The 15758-nt window shown below is 66.9% G+C and carries 17 protein-coding genes; 11 read left to right on the top strand and 6 right to left on the bottom strand.

Features of this window, described 5'->3' with window-relative positions:
• Positions 1 to 17 precede the first annotated feature (17 nt).
• The 5 genes from HND92_RS14080 (at position 18) to moaD (ending at position 4957) form a co-directional block, all read left to right on the top strand.
• Entirely contained in the window at positions 18 to 1379 is a 1362-nt protein-coding gene (locus HND92_RS14080) for a homoserine dehydrogenase (RefSeq protein WP_172207896.1), read from the top strand.
• 15 nt (positions 1380 to 1394) lie between these two features.
• On the top strand, positions 1395 to 2825 hold the full coding sequence (gene thrC, locus HND92_RS14075; RefSeq protein WP_047349455.1) for a threonine synthase: 1431 nt from the start codon (positions 1395 to 1397) through the stop codon (positions 2823 to 2825).
• Positions 2826 to 2904: 79 nt separating this feature from the next.
• The gene (gene mobB / locus HND92_RS14070) at positions 2905 to 3456 is read left to right on the top strand and encodes a molybdopterin-guanine dinucleotide biosynthesis protein B (RefSeq protein ID WP_103737464.1); all 552 of its coding nucleotides are present in this window, start codon (positions 2905 to 2907) and stop codon (positions 3454 to 3456) included.
• Positions 3453 to 4697: a gephyrin-like molybdotransferase Glp gene (glp, locus tag HND92_RS14065; RefSeq protein WP_172207894.1), complete on the top strand. Its 1245-nt coding sequence runs from the start codon at positions 3453 to 3455 to the stop codon at positions 4695 to 4697. The genes mobB and glp overlap by 4 nt, the downstream gene beginning before the upstream one ends.
• A complete protein-coding gene (gene moaD, locus HND92_RS14060) occupies positions 4694 to 4957 on the top strand; it encodes a molybdopterin converting factor subunit 1 (RefSeq protein WP_172207892.1) in 264 nt (87 codons plus the stop codon). The genes glp and moaD overlap by 4 nt, the downstream gene beginning before the upstream one ends.
• 6 nt (positions 4958 to 4963) lie before the next feature.
• Here moaD and HND92_RS14055 read toward each other — a convergent pair whose 3' ends face one another.
• The 3 genes from HND92_RS14055 to HND92_RS14045 form a co-directional block, all read right to left on the bottom strand.
• Complete coding sequence (locus HND92_RS14055; protein ID WP_172207890.1) at positions 4964 to 5293, bottom strand: hypothetical protein; 330 nt, start codon at positions 5291 to 5293, stop codon at positions 4964 to 4966.
• Between the two features lie 78 nt (positions 5294 to 5371).
• Positions 5372 to 5512, bottom strand: a complete 141-nt coding sequence (locus tag HND92_RS14050) for a DUF3149 domain-containing protein (protein WP_123675929.1) — start codon at positions 5510 to 5512, stop codon at positions 5372 to 5374.
• A 110-nt stretch (positions 5513 to 5622) separates the two neighbouring features.
• The gene (locus HND92_RS14045) at positions 5623 to 5877 is read right to left on the bottom strand and encodes a hypothetical protein (RefSeq protein WP_172207888.1); all 255 of its coding nucleotides are present in this window, start codon (positions 5875 to 5877) and stop codon (positions 5623 to 5625) included.
• Positions 5878 to 5943: 66 nt separating this feature from the next.
• Here HND92_RS14045 and moaE point away from each other — a divergent pair, with 66 nt between their 5' ends.
• From moaE to HND92_RS14030, 3 genes are all read left to right on the top strand, one after another.
• A complete protein-coding gene (moaE, locus tag HND92_RS14040; protein ID WP_172207886.1) occupies positions 5944 to 6420 on the top strand; it encodes a molybdopterin synthase catalytic subunit MoaE in 477 nt (158 codons plus the stop codon).
• A 68-nt stretch (positions 6421 to 6488) separates the two neighbouring features.
• The gene (gene clpB / locus HND92_RS14035; protein WP_172207884.1) at positions 6489 to 9092 is read left to right on the top strand and encodes an ATP-dependent chaperone ClpB; all 2604 of its coding nucleotides are present in this window, start codon (positions 6489 to 6491) and stop codon (positions 9090 to 9092) included.
• A gap of 64 nt (positions 9093 to 9156) precedes the next feature.
• Positions 9157 to 9462 carry a hypothetical protein gene (locus tag HND92_RS14030; protein ID WP_172207882.1) on the top strand — a complete coding sequence of 102 codons (306 nt, stop codon included), beginning with the start codon at positions 9157 to 9159 and terminating at the stop codon, positions 9460 to 9462.
• Positions 9463 to 9545: 83 nt separating this feature from the next.
• Here the strand turns inward: HND92_RS14030 and HND92_RS14025 are convergent, their stop codons facing one another.
• A complete protein-coding gene (locus HND92_RS14025) occupies positions 9546 to 9950 on the bottom strand; it encodes a GFA family protein (protein ID WP_015913916.1) in 405 nt (134 codons plus the stop codon).
• Positions 9951 to 10065: 115 nt separating this feature from the next.
• Between HND92_RS14025 and HND92_RS14020 the strand changes: the two genes are divergently transcribed.
• Both HND92_RS14020 and HND92_RS14015 read left to right on the top strand, forming a co-directional pair.
• Positions 10066 to 11502 (top strand): coniferyl aldehyde dehydrogenase, encoded by a 1437-nt coding sequence (locus tag HND92_RS14020; protein WP_172207880.1) that lies wholly within the window; start codon positions 10066 to 10068, stop codon positions 11500 to 11502.
• A 155-nt stretch (positions 11503 to 11657) separates the two neighbouring features.
• Positions 11658 to 12179, top strand: a complete 522-nt coding sequence (locus tag HND92_RS14015) for a GNAT family N-acetyltransferase (protein WP_047349507.1) — start codon at positions 11658 to 11660, stop codon at positions 12177 to 12179.
• Between the two features lie 78 nt (positions 12180 to 12257).
• On the opposite strand, the gene HND92_RS14010 is transcribed toward HND92_RS14015, so the two are convergent.
• Positions 12258 to 12830: a hypothetical protein gene (locus HND92_RS14010; protein ID WP_172207878.1), complete on the bottom strand. Its 573-nt coding sequence runs from the start codon at positions 12828 to 12830 to the stop codon at positions 12258 to 12260.
• A gap of 209 nt (positions 12831 to 13039) precedes the next feature.
• On the opposite strand from HND92_RS14010, the gene HND92_RS14000 reads away from it, so the two are divergent.
• On the top strand, positions 13040 to 14038 hold the full coding sequence (locus tag HND92_RS14000) for a tRNA-dihydrouridine synthase (protein ID WP_172207875.1): 999 nt from the start codon (positions 13040 to 13042) through the stop codon (positions 14036 to 14038).
• Here HND92_RS14000 and HND92_RS13995 read toward each other — a convergent pair.
• On the bottom strand, positions 13998 to 15728 hold the full coding sequence (locus HND92_RS13995; RefSeq protein WP_172207871.1) for a phosphatidylserine/phosphatidylglycerophosphate/cardiolipin synthase family protein: 1731 nt from the start codon (positions 15726 to 15728) through the stop codon (positions 13998 to 14000). The genes HND92_RS14000 and HND92_RS13995 overlap by 41 nt on opposite strands.
• Between the last annotated feature and the right edge of the window lie 30 nt (positions 15729 to 15758).

Raw genomic sequence — 15758 nt, 5'->3', positions numbered from 1 at the left:
TGACGGGTAACCCTGATATGAAACCGATCCAAGTGGGCCTGCTGGGCATTGGCACCGTGGGCAGCGGCGTGTTCAACGTCCTGTCGCGCAACCAGGAAGAAATCCGCCGCCGCGCCGGCCGCGGCATCGAGATTGCTTGTGTGGCCGACCTGGACACCGCCCGCGCACGCGCCATCGTGGGCGAGAACGCCCGCGTGGTGGGCGACGCGCGCGAAGTGATCGCCAACCCTGAGATCGACATCGTGGTCGAGCTGATCGGCGGCTACGGCATCGCCAAGCAGCTGGTGCTGGAGGCGATCGCCGCCGGCAAGCATGTCGTGACGGCCAACAAGGCCCTGCTGGCCGTGCATGGCACGGAGATCTTCAAGGCCGCGGCCGAGAAGGGGGTGGTGGTCGCCTACGAGGCGGCGGTGGCCGGCGGCATTCCGATCATCAAGGCGCTGCGCGAGGGGCTGGCGGCCAACCAGATCCAGTGGGTGGCGGGCATCATCAACGGCACCACCAACTTCATCCTGTCCGAGATGCGCGACAAGGGCTTGGACTTCGACGTGGTGCTCAAGGAAGCGCAGCGCCTGGGCTACGCCGAGGCCGACCCCACCTTCGACATCGAGGGCGTGGACGCCGCGCACAAGGCCACCATCATGAGCGCCATCGCCTTCGGTATCCCGGTGCAATTCGACAAGGCCTACGTGGAGGGCATCACCAAGTTGTCCGCCGTCGACATCCGCTATGCCGAGCAACTGGGCTACCGCATCAAGCTGCTGGGGATCGCCAAGCGCCGCCAGGGCGACGCGACCAAGCGCACGCCCGATGGCGTGGAGCTGCGCGTGCACCCCGCGCTGGTACCGGCCAAGCGCCTGATCGCCAATGTCGAAGGCGCGATGAACGCCGTGGTGGTGCACGGGGACGCCGTGGGCACCACGCTGTACTACGGCAAGGGCGCGGGCAGCGAGCCCACCGCCAGCGCCGTGATCGCCGACCTGGTGGACATCACCCGCCTGATCGAGGCCGACCCCGCGCACCGCGTGCCGCCGCTGGCCTTCCAGAGCCACACGCTGCGCGAGGCGGGGCAGGAGCTGCCCGTGCTGCCCATGGCCGACGTGGTCACCAGCTACTACCTGCGCATCCGCGTGGCCGACGAGGCCGGCGTGCTGGCCAAGATCACCGGCATCCTGGCCGGCGCGGGCATCAGCATCGACGCCGTGCTGCAGCGCGAGGCCGACGAGGTGGGCGGCGAAGGCAGCACGCAGACCGACCTGATCATCCTCACGCACGACACGCGCGAGGGCGACATGGACGCCGCGCTCGCCCAGATCCAGGGCCTGCCCACGGTGCTGGCCAGCATCACGCGCATCCGCAAGGAAGAGCTCAACAACTAAGAGGGGCTGCACGCCATGCTGTACCTGTCCACCCGCGGCCACGCGGACCGCAAGCATTTCTGCGACATCCTGCTCGAAGGCCTGGCGCCCGACGGCGGCCTGTACCTGCCCGAGCGCTACCCGCAGATCAGCGACGCCGAGCTGACCGCGCTGCGCACCGCCTATCACACGCAAGGCTATGCCGAGCTGGCCTTGCGCATCCTGTCGCTGTACATCGACGACATCCCGCCCGCGGACCTGAAGCGCCTGTGCGAGAAAACGTACACCGCCGAAGTGTTCGGCACGGGCGAGATCGTGCCGCTGCGCCACCTGGAAGACGGCCTGTGGATCGAGGCCCTGTCCAACGGTCCCACGCTGGCCTTCAAGGACATGGCCATGCAACTGCTGGGCAACCTGTTCGAGTACGAGCTGGCCCGCCGTGGCGAGCAGCTCAACATCCTGGGCGCCACCAGCGGCGACACCGGCAGCGCGGCCGAGTACGCCATGCGCGGCAAGCAGGGCGTGCGCGTGTTCATGACCAGCCCGCACGGTCGCATGAGCCCGTTCCAGCAGGCGCAGATGTTCAGCCTGCAGGACGCGAACATCCACAACCTGGCCATCGAAGGCGTATTCGACGACTGCCAGGACATCGTCAAGGCGGTGAGCAACGACCACGCGTTCAAGGCCCAATACAAGATCGGCACCGTCAACTCGATCAACTGGGCGCGCCTGCTGGCGCAGGTGGTGTACTACTTCGCGGGCTACATCCAGGCGACGGAGACGAACGGCCAGAAGGTCAGCTTCACCGTGCCCAGCGGCAACTTCGGCAACATCTGCGCCGGCCACGTGGCGCGCCAGATGGGCCTGCCGATCGATCGCCTGATCGTTGCCACCAACGAGAACGACGTGCTCGACGAGTTCTTCCGCACCGGCGCCTACCGCGTGCGCGGCGCGGCCGACACGCACGAGACCAGCAGCCCCAGCATGGACATCAGCAAGGCCAGCAACTTCGAGCGTTTCGTGTTCGACCTGCTGGGGCGCAATGCGGAGCGCACGCGCGAGCTGTTCGCCGAGGGCGTGGCCAAACAGGGCTTCTTCGACCTGGGGAGCGACCCCGTGTTCCGAGACGCACGCGCCAAGTACGGTTTCGAGAGCGGCAAGAGCACGCACGCCGACCGCCTGGCCACCATCCGCGACACGTACGAGCGATTCGGCCAGATCATCGATACCCACACCGCCGACGGCGTGAAGGTGGCGCGCGAGCACCGTGGCGATCCCGCCGTGCCCATGATCGTGCTGGAGACGGCCCTGCCCATCAAGTTCGCCGAGACCATCCAGGAAGCCCTGGGCCGCGCACCCGAGCGCCCGGCCAGGTTCGAGGGCATCGAGCAATTGCCCAAGCGCCTGCAGGTGCTGGCGGCCGATGCCGAGCAGGTCAAGGCCTATATCGCAGCCCATTGCGATTAGGGATCAAATCGGCCTCTGGCGCTTATCCATCAAGCGCGGGTAGCTATTAATAGATGAGTGAAACTGAAGGAGTGTCGGGATGAAGGTGGTTGGCTTTGCCGGCTATTCAGGCAGCGGCAAGACCACGCTGGTGGAGCAGCTGATTCCCGAACTGCGCCTGCATGGCCTGCGCGTGTCGGTGGTCAAGCATGCGCACCACAAGTTCGACATCGACCATGTGGGCAAGGACACCTGGCGCCACCGCGAGGCCGGCGCCTACGAAGTGGCCGTGGCCTCCGACCGGCGCATGGCGCTGATGCGCGAATTCGAGCAGGAGCACACGCCCAGCGTGCACGAACTGCTGGCCGAGCTGGATCCGCGCGTGGACTGGGTGCTGGTGGAAGGCTTCAAGGAAAGCGACCTGCCCAAGATCGAGATCTGGCGCGCCGCATCACCCGATTACCGCGAACGGCCCGCACTCTATCCGCACGATCCCTGCATCGTCGCCGTGGCCACCGACGCGCCGCTGCCGCCGGTGGCCACCGCGCTGCCGGTGCTCAACCTGGACGACCCTCACGCCGTGGTGCAATGGCTGCTGGCACAGGGCGCGCGTTTTGACTATGTGCCCGACCGGGCGGAGGCCTGCGAATGAAACCCCAAGCGCGTGCACCCCTCAAGCCACTGGACGAAGCCCTGGCCGAACTGCTGGCGCAGGCCGCCCCGCTGGCAGGCACCGACACCGTCAACACCTTCGACGCCGACGGTCGCGTGCTCGCGCAGGCCGCCACCTCGCCGCTGCAGGTGCCGCCCAACGACAACAGCTCGATGGACGGCTACGCCGTGCGCTGCGCCGACGTGCCGGCAGCGGGGGTGGAGTTGCCGGTGGCGCAGCGTATTCCCGCGGGCGCCTTCGGCGTGCCGCTGGCGGCGGGTACGGCGGCGCGCATCTTCACGGGCGCGCCGGTGCCCGAGGGGGCCGATGCCATCGTGATGCAGGAAGACTGCGAGGCGCTCGACGGGGATCGCGTGCGCGTGAATGCCGTACCGGCCCAGGGTCAGTGGATTCGGCGCGCGGGCGAGGACATCACCCGGGGTGCTGAGGTGCTGGCCGCTGGCACGCGCCTCACTCCCGCAGAGCTGGGCCTGGCTGCCAGTATCGGCTTGGGCACCCTGCAGGTGGCGCGCCGGCCCCGCGTGGCGCTTTTTTCCACGGGCGACGAACTCGTCATGCCGGGTGATGTGCCGCCCGCGCAGATGAAGCCCGGCGCCATCTACAACAGCAACCGTTTCTTCCTGCGCGCCATGCTGCTGCGCCTGGGCTGCGAGGTGAGCGACTTAGGCATCGTGCCCGACCGGCGCGAGGCCACCGTGGCCGCGCTGCGCGAGGCTGCCCAGGGACATGACCTGATCCTGACCAGCGGCGGCGTGAGTGTGGGCGAGGAAGACCACATCAAGCCGGCGGTGGAGCGCTTGGGCACGCTGCAGCTCTGGCAGATCGCCATGAAGCCGGGCAAGCCCTTCGCCTACGGCCAGATTCCCCACGCGGGCGGCAGTGCACACTTCATGGGCCTGCCGGGCAACCCCGTGTCCAGCTTCGTCACCTTCGGCCTGCTGGTGCGCCCCTTCCTGTTGCGCCTGCAGGGCGTGCGTGATGTTGCTCCTAAAGCGATAGCTGCTACGGCTGGATTCAACTGGCCCCGGGCCGATAAACGCCGTGAATTCCTGCGCGTGCGCCAGGGCGCCGATGGCACGCTGGAACTGTTTCCCAACCAAAGCTCGGGCGTGCTTACCTCGGCCGCCTGGGCGGACGGCGTGGTGGACAACCCCGCCGGCCAGACCATTGCGCGCGGCGACACCGTGCGCTTTCTGCCATTTGCGGAGTTGCTGTCATGACCACGCCCTTCACGATCACGGTGCGCTACTTCGCCTCCATCCGCGAGGCCGTGGGCACGGGGCAGGAGACGGTGCAGACCGGCGCCACCACGCTGGGCGCCTTGCGCGATGAACTCATCGCCCGTGGCGAGCCCTGGGCCACCTGCCTCTCGCGCGGGCGCGCCGTGCGCGTGGCCCTCAACCAGACCATGGCGCATGACGCCACGCCGCTGGCGGCAGGCGCCGAGGCGGCGTTCTTTCCGCCCGTCACGGGCGGTTGACGGCCTTCAAGGCTGCCGCACCGCCAGGGCGGGCAGCTCGGGGCTGCGCCACCCCAGCAACTCGGCCAGGCGCAGCGTGATCCAGCGCGCCTCGGCCAGGGTCACGCCCGCGTCCGGGCCGGCCAGGCCGGCGTGGATGCCCAGCAGCACCCCTTCTTCCGACCGCGCACCGCCGTGGTACAGCTGCTGCGCCTGTTCCACCAAGTGGCAGGCCAGGTCCTCGCACCACTCGTAGCGCGCCCGCACCTCGGCGGCAGGCGCCTGCAGGCGTGCGCGTGTGTCGCTGTACAGCGCGATGAAGGAGGGCGGGACCAGGATCTGGTTGTCGTCGTGCATCTGCCTATTGTCTGGCACGGCGAAAAAACACAGGCGCCGCTCTTGCCGGAGACGGCGCCCGCGCGGGTCTGGAGCGGATCAGCGCTTTTGCTTTGCCGGGGGCGCATCGTTGCGCGTGAACAGCCAGATGAAGAAGCCCCCCATGCACAGCATGAAACCGATGCCTATGGCGCTGAACAGGCCCACCTCGGTGGTGAAGAGTTGCTTGAGCAGTTGCATGGCGTTTCCTCCGTCGTTATGTGATGGAGCCATTGCAGCGCAGCCCGGCGGAAGCCCCTTTGAGACAAGTCAAAAATCCGGGTATACCCCACTATTGTCGTCAAGTACCTTCAAACAGGCACGAACAGGCGCTCAAAGCGCTGCTGGTCGCCTTCCAGCTCGAAGGTCACGAGCTGGCCCATCTTCGCGTCAGCCTTGCGGTGGGCGGAGAACAGGCTGTAGCGGCCCGCCAGGTCGAAGCTGGGCAGATCGATCAAGGCATAGGGGTGGGGCACGAAAGTCTGGAACTCAAACACCACACGGTGCGCATTGCGCGGCGAGGGGTAGAGCAGGTAGTCGTCGGTGGTGATGGTCTGCAGGGCCATGGTGTGCAAGTGTGGGGTGGGCGTTAAAGTGCCGTCAATTCCGCAATTCTGCCGCTGACCACTGCCATGCACCGCGTTTCCATCCAGACCCATGACTTCGACGTTTCCACCGAGCTGGCGGCGCTGCGTGCGCGGGACGCGCGCGTGGGGGCGGTGTGCTGCTTCGTGGGCACGGTGCGCGACCGCAACGAAGGGGACAGCGTGGCCTCCATGGAGCTGGAGCACTACCCGGGCATGACCGAGAAATCCATCGAGGCCATGGTGGATGCGGCGTTTGCACGTTTTGACCTCTATGGCGTGCGCGTGATCCACCGCGTGGGGCTGCTCGCGCCCTTGGACCAGATCGTGATGGTGGCCGTGACCTCGGCGCACCGCGGCGAGAGCTTTCAGGCCTGCGAGTTCGTCATGGACTACCTCAAGACCCAGGCGCCGTTCTGGAAGAAGGAGCAGACGCCAGATGGTGCGCGCTGGGTGGATGCGCGCGTGAGCGACGATGCGGCGCTGGCGCGCTGGGGCATCGCCGCGCCGCCCCAGGTGGGCTGACTTTTATCGTCCGGCGGCTTGAAATCGAGGCCCCGGAGCCCTAGCTAGCGACAAGTTGGAGGTTTCACATGCGTCTCGATAAATTCACCACGAAGTTCCAAGAAGCGCTGTCTGATGCACAGTCGCTGGCCCTGGGACATGACAACGCCTACATAGAGCCCGTGCACATGCTGGTGGCCATGCTGCGCCAGGATGAAGGCCCGCGCGCGCTGCTGCAGCGTGCCGGCGCCAATGTGCCGGGCCTGCTGGCCGCGGCCGAGGCCGCCGTCAAGCGCCTGCCCCAGGTGCAGGGCCAGGACCAGGTGCAGGGCAGCCCCGAGCTGGGCCGTGTGCTGCAGGCCACCGAGAAGGAGGCCATCAAGCGCGGCGACCAGTTCATCGCCAGCGAATTGTTTTTGCTGGCGCTGGTCGACAGCAAGGGCGAGGCCGCGCAGCTGGCCAAGGACAACGGCGTGACCCGCAAGAGCCTGGAGGCGGCCATCGACGCCGTGCGTGGCGGCCAGAAGGTGGACAGCGCCGAAGCCGAGGGGCAGCGCGAGGCGCTGAAGAAATACACGCTGGACCTGACCGAGCGCGCCCGCCAGGGCAAGCTGGACCCGGTGATCGGCCGCGACGACGAGATCCGCCGCGCCATCCAGGTGCTGCAGCGGCGCAGCAAGAACAACCCCGTGCTGATCGGCGAGCCCGGCGTGGGCAAGACCGCCATCGTCGAGGGGCTGGCCCAGCGCATCGTCGAGGGCGAGGTGCCCGAGACGCTGAAGAACAAGCGCGTGCTGGTGCTGGACATGGCCGGCCTGCTGGCGGGCGCCAAGTACCGCGGCGAGTTCGAGGAACGCCTGAAGTCCGTGCTGAAGGAAGTGGCGCACGAGGAAGGCCGCATCATTCTCTTCATCGACGAGATCCACACCATGGTCGGCGCCGGCAAGGCCGAAGGCGCCATGGACGCGGGCAACATGCTGAAACCCGCACTGGCGCGCGGCGAGCTGCACTGCATCGGCGCGACCACGCTGGACGAGTACCGCAAGTACATCGAGAAGGATGCGGCGCTGGAGCGGCGCTTTCAGAAGGTGCTGGTGGATGAGCCCAGCGTGGAAGACACCATCGCCATCCTGCGCGGCCTACAGGTGCGCTACGAGGCGCACCACGGCGTGGACATCACCGACCCGGCCATCGTGGCCGCGGCCGAGCTGTCGCACCGCTACATCACCGACCGCTTTTTGCCTGACAAGGCCATCGACCTGATCGACGAGGCCGCGGCCAAGATCAAGATCGAGATCGACTCCAAGCCTGAGTCGATGGACAAGCTTGAGCGGCGCATGATCCAGCTCAAGATCGAGCGCGAGGCGATGAAGAAGGAGACCGATGAGGCCTCGCAAAAACGCCTGCAGCTCATCGAGGAAGAGTTGGGCAATGTGGAGCGCGAGTACGCCGATCTGGAAGAGGTCTGGAAGGCCGAGAAGGCCAGCGCGCAGGGCTCCGAACAGATCCGCAAGGACATCGATGCCATCCGCACGCAGATCGACGACTTGAAGCGCAAGGGCGACTTCAACAAGGTCGCCGAGCTGCAGTACGGCACGCTGCCCGAGCTGGAAAAGCGCCTGAAGGAAGCGCAGGACAGCGAGGCCGGCGGGACCGGCACCAAGCACAAGCTGCTGCGCACCCAGGTGGGTGCCGAGGAAATCGCCGAGGTGGTCAGCCGCGCCACCGGCATTCCCGTGGCCAAGATGATGCAGGGCGAGAAGGACAAGCTGCTGCACATGGAGGAGAAGCTGCACGAGCGCGTGGTGGGCCAGGACGAGGCGATCTCCGCCGTGGCCAATGCCATCCGCCGCTCGCGCTCGGGCCTGTCGGACCCCAACCGGCCGCTGGGCAGCTTCCTGTTCCTGGGGCCCACGGGCGTGGGCAAGACCGAGCTGTGCAAGGCGCTGGCCGGGTTCCTCTTCGACAGTGAAGAGCATCTGGTGCGCATCGACATGAGCGAGTTCATGGAAAAGCATAGCGTCGCGCGCTTGATTGGTGCGCCTCCCGGCTATGTGGGCTATGAAGAGGGCGGCTACCTGACCGAGGCCGTGCGCCGCAAGCCCTACAGTGTGCTGCTGCTGGATGAGGTGGAAAAGGCACACCCCGACGTGTTCAACGTGCTGCTCCAGGTGCTGGACGACGGACGCCTGACCGATGGCCAGGGGCGCACCGTGGATTTCAAGAACACGGTGATCGTGATGACCAGCAACATTGGCTCGCACCTGATCCAGGCCATGGTGGGCCAGGATGCCGAGGACATCAAGGAAGCCGTGTGGGGGGAACTCAAGGGCCATTTCCGTCCCGAATTCCTCAACCGCATCGACGAGACGGTGGTGTTCCACGGGCTGGATGCCAAGCACATCGAAGCGATTGCACGCATTCAGTTGCGTCTGCTGGAGGCGCGGCTGGCCAAAATGGACCTGACCCTGCAGGTGTCGCCGGCCGCGATGGGCGAACTGGCCAAGGTGGGGTTCGATCCGGTGTTCGGGGCGCGTCCGCTCAAGCGGGCCATCCAGCAGCGCATCGAGAACCCGCTGTCCAAGCTGCTGCTGGAGGGCCGCTACCCGCCCAAGAGCGTGATTCCGGTGGATGTCGATCCTGTGACAGACCCAGGGGTATTCCACTTCGGCGAGGCCCGCCCCGCGGGGTGAGGTCTACCATTGAACGAGGGCGCGGGCCTTTCCCGCGCTCTCATCTGCCAGAAAGGGGCATGGTTTGAACGACATTGTGGCCGGCGCGATCCGGTGGACGTTGCGGCTCGTGGTCGTCGCCATGGGTGCGCTTTTTTTCCTGAGTCTGCTGGCCGCGGCCGCCGTTCTGGCACTCGTGTGGGGCGCACGCGCCGTGTGGGCGCGCCTCACGGGCCGCCCGGTCATGCTCTGGGCGATGCGCATGAACCCGCGCGAGGGGTGGAGCACCGTGTACCGCAGCACGGCGCGCTGGACGGCGCCCGGCCCGACGGCGCATGCCCCGCAGCGCAGCACGGACGTCACCGACGTCGTGCCGCGCGAAGTGCATTGATTGCTATTGAAAAATGAGCTGCTTGCGCTTGCTGGATAAGCGCTGGAGGCTTAAAAGGCTGTAACACTCTTTGCCCCGCGCATTCAGCCGTTGGGCGGCCCGTATTGCGCGATCACCTGTTGCTCGGTGAGCGTCGGCGTCTGGTTCGCGAAGGCGTAGTACGCGGGCTTCTTGTCGATGTAGATCTGGCTGGCCAGTTCGAAGTCCTGCGTCTCGAAGGCCCCGGCGGGAATGAAATATTCGCCCGTCGCCAGCAACTTGTAGTACAGGTGTGTTCCGCAGCGCGTGCAGAAGGCCCGCTGTGCCCAATCAGAGGACGCATACACGCCGATATGCTCCTCACCCGTGAACTCCACCTCCGGCCCGCAATGCACGGCCAGCAGCGGCCCGCCACCCCAGCGGCGGCAGAAGCCGCAATGGCAGGCGCCGATTTCCTTGGCCACGGGGGACGTGAAGTGGACTGCGCCGCAAAGACAATGACCGTTCATCTCGTGTTCCTTTCAAGCGGAAGGGCAGGGGCGCATCTTACGGGGGCAGGGCAGCAACACAATGTCACGCGCGGCTCGGTCTGGCGGTGGGGTGGCGAGCCCTATCATGCACGGCATGAGCCCTGATGACATCCGCCACCTGTTCGACCTCCAGCGCCAAGCCAGCCGCGCCCACCCCGATGTGCCCTTGATGGTGCGTCGAGAGCGCTTGCTGCGGCTGTCCAAGATGCTGGACGAACATGGGCCGGTGCTGGCAGCGGCGGTGCAGGCGGACTTTGGCATGCGCTCACAGCGCCTGACGGAGGTGGCCGACCTTTTCGTGCTGCGCGCGGAACTGGGGCACACGCTCAGGCATCTGGCGCGTTGGAGTCGGCGCACCAAGGTGCGCACGCCGCTGTTCCTGCAGCCAGCGCGTGGCTGGATAGAGCGTCAGCCGCTGGGCGTGGTGGGCATCATCTCGCCGTGGAACTACCCGGTGCAGCTGGCGCTGGGGCCGGCCATTGGTGCGCTGGCCGCGGGCAACCGGGTGATGCTCAAGCCGAGTGAGCTCACGCCCCACACGTCGGCCCAACTGGCCGCGCTGGTGGCACAGTTCTTCGCGCCCGAAGAGTTCTGCGTGGTGCAGGGCGACGCGGCCACGGCCGCGCTCGTGGCATCGCTGCCGTTCGACCATCTGGTGTTCACCGGCTCCACCGCCGTGGGGCGCAAGGTGGCGCAGGCGGCGGCGGCCAACCTCACGCCGACCACGCTGGAGCTGGGCGGCAAGTCGCCGTGCATCATCGATGCGGACTGCGACATGCAGGAGGCAGCGCTCAAGATCGCCCATGGCAAGCTGCTCAACGCGGGCCAGACCTGCATCGCACCCGACTACGTGCTGCTGCCGCGTGGCAACGAGGCGGCCTTTGCCGAGGCGTTCCGCGTGGCGGTGGCGCGGCTGTTTCCGTACTTCGAGGGCAACCCGGATTACGCCTCCATCATCAGCACGCGCCACCTCGCGCGGCTGCGCACCATGCTGCAGCAGGCCCAGACGCAAGGGGCGGAGGTACACGTGCTGCAACCCGTGCCTGGCTCGCCCCCGCCACCGCCTCCGGGTATCGGCGACGGGGTAGGGCGGCAGATGGCGCCAACGCTGGTGTTCGGTGCCAGCCCGAACATGCAGCTCATGCAGGAAGAGATCTTCGGGCCCGTGCTGCCCGTGCTCAGCTACGAGCGCCTGGACGATGCCATTGCCCACATCAACGCGCACCCGCGTCCGTTGGCGCTGTATTGGTTCGGGCGCAGCGAGGCGGTGCGCGACGATGTGCTGCGGCGCACCGTGAGCGGCGGCGTCTCGGTGAACGACACGCTGATGCACATCGCGCACGACGCGCTGCCTTTTGGCGGCGTGGGCGACAGCGGCTGGGGCGCCTACCATGGCGAGGCGGGCTTTCTGCGCTTTTGCCACCAGAAGTCGGTGCTGGCGCAGTCGCGCTGGTCGCTGGGACACCTGCTATACCCGCCCTATGGCGCGCGTTTCGACCAGGTGATGGCGCTGCTGCGCCGCCTGATGTAGCGCGGCGTGGCCGTGGCATGTGCGCTATGCCACAGATGGCCGCGTTTGCGTGCAATGGCGGGGTTGGCAAGGTGGAAACTGCGGGGTATGAGAGGCGAAGCGGCATTTGCGCGAAAATGCTGGGTTTTTCGCTTTTCACCTGCTTTCGTTTTCCCATGTCCAGTATCCAGGTTCGTCCCGCCACCCTTCGCGATGCCAAAGCCATTGCCCAGGTTCATACCTCCGCCGCGTTGGAAGCTTACCGAGGGCTGCTGCCTGACGATCAGTTGAAGTCCATGTCGTCCGTCGAGAAGCGCCAAGCCTACTGGCGCGAGGCGATCGAGTATTGCGAGCCCCAGGTCCAGGTGGCCGTGGACGGCGACAAGATCGTCGGTTTCGTCGGCTTCGACCGCTCGCGTGATGAAAAGACGCGCAACACCACCGGTGAAATCTGGGCCATCTACGCGGCCCCCTCGCATTGGAACAAGGGTGTGGGCGTGGCCCTGTGGGACGCCGCGCGCGAGGGCCTGCACGAAGAGGGCTGCACCACCGTGACGGCCTGGGTGCCGCTGCGCAATGAGCGTGCCCTGCGCTTTCATGAACTTGCCGGCTTCAAGCGCGAGATGACGACCGCCAAGACCGCTGTGGTCGGCGGCGTGAAGATCGAGGAAGTGCGCCTCAAGCGGCCCATCAACTGACAGGGCGGGGCTGCGGCATGGCAAGCAGCTTTGCGGCCGCGGCCTGACCGCTATGCGGTGCCACGCCAGCACACCCATTCAAGGCAGTAACTGCACCAGACGCTCGCGCACGCTGGCGGCGCGGTCATGGCCGGCCAGGTTCGTGATTTCATCCAGCAGTGCTTCGCCGACCTCCAGCATGCTGTCGCGGTCACGGGCATTGCGCAGTGCCTCGTGAAACTCGCGTGCCAGGTCGGCATTGCGGCGCGCAAACATGCGTTCGTTGATATCAAACAGATACATGCGCGTGCCAGCCAGCGAGCGGGTCGCGCTGGGCGCCGGTATGTCGGCTGCGCTGGCGCTCTCATCGCTCTGGCTGACGGGTTCAGCGCCTGATGTGAGGGCGTGTGCAGTTGCTGGGGCAGGCGCTGGAGCTGGAGCCGTTATCGCAGCCGATGCAACTGCTGGCGCCGGAGCATGCGCAGTGCTGAAGGCCAAGTAGCCCTGGTGGATCAGCCCTTGCACAATTTGCGCGCCCATGCCGTTGTACATGGCCTGCAAGGATTCGATGGGTCGGCCATCGGCCATCAGCAGCAACGAACGCTCGCGCAGGCTCAGGGTGCGAACACCCGGCGAGAGTTCCTGGCGTGCCTTGTCGGTTTTCTGCAGCATGGGAGTATTGAAAGCGGCCACACAGAGCGGCCAAATGGCCGGATTACACCGCTGGCCTGTTACGTAACGATGACCCTGCCCAGCGTCGGCGCCATTGAGCGTGCGGGCGGAGTGCTTTTTGACTACAGTATTGATAGCTGCTGGCGCTTTCTGCACAGGCGTTGGAGGCTGTTTTGAATCATATTTTTTAGCGTGCCCGCCCAGCTGTCATGACCCTATTGCTGGCCCCGATGGAGGGGCTTTTGGACTTCGTGTTGCGTGACGTGCTCACCCGGGTGGGCGGCGTGGACCGGTGCGTGTCCGAGTTCATCCGCATCACCGGCAGCCTGCTGCCGGACAAGGTGTTCCTGCGTTACATACCCGAGCTGAACCACGGCGGCCGCACGCTGGCAGGGGTGCCCGTGCGGGCGCAGCTGCTGGGATCGGACCCGGTCAGCATGGCCGAGAACGCGGCCCGGCTGGCAGAGCTGGGTCCGGAAGGCATTGACCTGAATTTCGGTTGCCCCGCCAAGACGGTGAACCGCCATGGGGGTGGCGCGGCCCTGTTGCGCGAGCCCGAGCGCATCGCGGCGGTGGTGGAGGCGGTGCGCCGCGCCGTGCCCGCGCATGTACCGGTGTCCGCCAAGATGCGCCTGGGCTACGACGATGCAGGCCTGGCGCGTGAATGCGCGCAGGCCATGGCACGCGGCGGCGCCTGCGAGCTGGTGGTGCATGCGCGCACGAAGGCCGACGGCTACCGCCCGCCCGCGTACTGGGAGCAGATCCCCGCGATTCGCGAGGCGGTGGGCATTCCGGTGGTGGCCAACGGCGAGATCTGGACCGTGCAGGACGCACTGCGGTGCCGCAGCGTGTCGGGCTGCGACGCTCTTATGCTGGGCCGCGGCATCGTGGCAGACCCGGGCCTGGCACTGTCTATCCGCGCGCACGACCGCGGTGCGCCTGCACTGGGCCTGCCCTGGGAAGACCTGCTGCCGCACATGGCGCGCTTCTGGCATCTGGTGTGCGAAGACCTGGAGCCGCGCCAGCGCGCCGGCCGGCTCAAGCAGTGGCTGAACCTGCTGCGCCGCCGTTACCCGCAGGCGCAGGCGGCGTTCGACGAGGTGCGCGTGATGACCGACCAGCAGGCCATTACCGCGTGGGTGGCGCGCGTCTGCGCTGGGGCATCTGTCACAGCAGGTGGTCGGGCGCCAGCGGCCCCAGCAGCTTGAGCAACAGCCGCAAGGCCAGGCTGCTGTCGGGGTCGGTGTGCGTATCCTCCAGGCCGCTGCCCTGCGGCGCGCGCCAGACCAGGTCACCGTCGGCGCTGCGTTGCAGGTGCCACGCCCCCTCGCGCATGGCGGTGTCGATCTGCTGCGCAGCTTCGGCGGCCAGGGCGCGGCTGCGAATCAGCAGGGCGATCTCGGTGTTGTGCAACTGGGAGCGCAGATCCAGGTTCATGGAGCCGACCACCACCATGCGGCCGTCCACGACCATGACCTTCGAATGCAGCATGGAGCGCGAAGCCCCCGCCGCGCTGGCGCCCGAACTGCCAAAGGCCGAGCGCAGGCCGGCCTGCTCGCTGCGCAGTTCGTACAGCTCCACACCCATGGCCAACAGGTCTTTGCGGTGGCGGGCATAGCCCACGTGGGCAATGGGCGCGTCATTGGACGCTAGCGAATTGGTGAGCAACCGCACACGCACGCCGCGCTGGCGCGCACGTGCAAAGGCGCGCTTCATGTCGTCGCCTGGAACGAAGTAGGGTGAGATGATGAGCAGCTCGCGCCGTGTACGGTCCATGAGGGTGAGCAGCCCGTCCACCACCGTGTCCCCGCTGGAGACGGGCGCAGCGGGCGCCGGCGGTGCCTGGGGCGTGTCGCTGGCTTCCGGATGGGCGCCCGGCGTTGTGCCCGCGCGTATCGCGGCCGATGGTGGCGGTTCGTCACCCTCCAGCGGAATCTTGGTCGGCTCGTCCACCAGCATGGCGGCGGGCGCCCATATGAAATCGACGGTGCGCAGGTCCATGGGCTGCGTGTCCCACTGGGGCGATGAGGCGCTGGGGCGGTCTGCAGGGGTGGTGGAGCCGGGCGAGCCGGCTTGCGCGCCTGCCTTCTCGCCACTGCTGCGCACCTGCGCACGCAAACGGTCCAGCTCTTCTCGGCTGACGAGCGACTGCACGGGATAGGCGCGCGGGTTGTTCCAGTAGCTGTCAAAACTGCGCGACATGTCGGCCACGATGGGGCCGACGGCCAGCACGTCCAGGTCAACAAAATTCTCGGCCTCTGCCTTGCCGAAGTACGCGTCGCCCAGGTTGCGCCCTCCGGTTACGCCCATCATGTTGTCGGCCAGGAACAGCTTGTTGTGCATGCGCTGCTGCACACGCGAAAAATCGCTGACCGCGCCCCACATCCGGCCCAGGAACGATGCGCGGGGACCCGCCACCGGGTTGAACATGCGCATCTCGATGTTGGGCTCGAACGCCATGCGCATGACCAGCGCGTTGCGCCCCGTGCTGTGAAAGTCATCGAGCAGGATGCGCACGCGTACGCCACGCCGCGCCGCGTTCACCACGCTGCGCAGCAGGTGCGCGGAGCTGGCATCGGCATGGATGGCGTAGTACTGCAGGTCCAACGTCTTTTGGGCCGACTGCACCAGCGCGAGCCGGCTGCCATAGGCCTCCTGCGGGCCGCTCAAGAGGGAGAATCCTGACGCATGGCGGGCGCCTGCCTTCTGGCGCAGCTGTTGCACCATGGTGGCTAACTCCGTAGGCTCGCCCGCCGTGTCCAACGCCATGGACACGGGCCGGTCCACATCCTTGGGCAACCCACCGCAACCGCCGAAGGACAGGACCAGCAAAGCCATGATCGGCCAGCGCGACCAGGTGCGATGGCGAAGGTGGCGGAGCAGGTCTATGAAGGACATCGAACGCAATAAGGTGAGGTGACGACAGGG

This window comes from Diaphorobacter sp. JS3050 (genome assembly GCF_013154915.1).
GTDB lineage: Bacteria > Pseudomonadota > Gammaproteobacteria > Burkholderiales > Burkholderiaceae_C > Diaphorobacter > Diaphorobacter nitroreducens.
Note: the sequence above shows the minus strand (reverse complement) of the source record. Positions and strands in the feature narration are given on the sequence as shown.

Bases quoted from the DNA above. Each gene is read 5' to 3' on its own strand.
- HND92_RS14080 (WP_172207896.1), top strand. From the start codon at position 18: ATGAAACCGATCCAAGTGGGCCTGCTGGGCATTGGCACCGTGGGCAGC.
- thrC (WP_047349455.1), top strand. From the start codon at position 1,395: ATGCTGTACCTGTCCACCCGCGGCCACGCGGACCGCAAGCATTTCTGC.
- mobB (WP_103737464.1), top strand. From the start codon at position 2,905: ATGAAGGTGGTTGGCTTTGCCGGCTATTCAGGCAGCGGCAAGACCACG.
- glp (WP_172207894.1), top strand. From the start codon at position 3,453: ATGAAACCCCAAGCGCGTGCACCCCTCAAGCCACTGGACGAAGCCCTG.
- moaD (WP_172207892.1), top strand. From the start codon at position 4,694: ATGACCACGCCCTTCACGATCACGGTGCGCTACTTCGCCTCCATCCGC.
- HND92_RS14055 (WP_172207890.1), bottom strand. From the start codon at position 5,293: ATGCACGACGACAACCAGATCCTGGTCCCGCCCTCCTTCATCGCGCTG.
- HND92_RS14050 (WP_123675929.1), bottom strand. From the start codon at position 5,512: ATGCAACTGCTCAAGCAACTCTTCACCACCGAGGTGGGCCTGTTCAGC.
- HND92_RS14045 (WP_172207888.1), bottom strand. From the start codon at position 5,877: ATGGCCCTGCAGACCATCACCACCGACGACTACCTGCTCTACCCCTCG.
- moaE (WP_172207886.1), top strand. From the start codon at position 5,944: ATGCACCGCGTTTCCATCCAGACCCATGACTTCGACGTTTCCACCGAG.
- clpB (WP_172207884.1), top strand. From the start codon at position 6,489: ATGCGTCTCGATAAATTCACCACGAAGTTCCAAGAAGCGCTGTCTGAT.
- HND92_RS14025 (WP_015913916.1), bottom strand. From the start codon at position 9,950: ATGAACGGTCATTGTCTTTGCGGCGCAGTCCACTTCACGTCCCCCGTG.
- HND92_RS14020 (WP_172207880.1), top strand. From the start codon at position 10,066: ATGAGCCCTGATGACATCCGCCACCTGTTCGACCTCCAGCGCCAAGCC.
- HND92_RS14015 (WP_047349507.1), top strand. From the start codon at position 11,658: ATGTCCAGTATCCAGGTTCGTCCCGCCACCCTTCGCGATGCCAAAGCC.
- HND92_RS14010 (WP_172207878.1), bottom strand. From the start codon at position 12,830: ATGCTGCAGAAAACCGACAAGGCACGCCAGGAACTCTCGCCGGGTGTT.
- HND92_RS14000 (WP_172207875.1), top strand. From the start codon at position 13,040: ATGACCCTATTGCTGGCCCCGATGGAGGGGCTTTTGGACTTCGTGTTG.
- HND92_RS13995 (WP_172207871.1), bottom strand. From the start codon at position 15,728: ATGTCCTTCATAGACCTGCTCCGCCACCTTCGCCATCGCACCTGGTCG.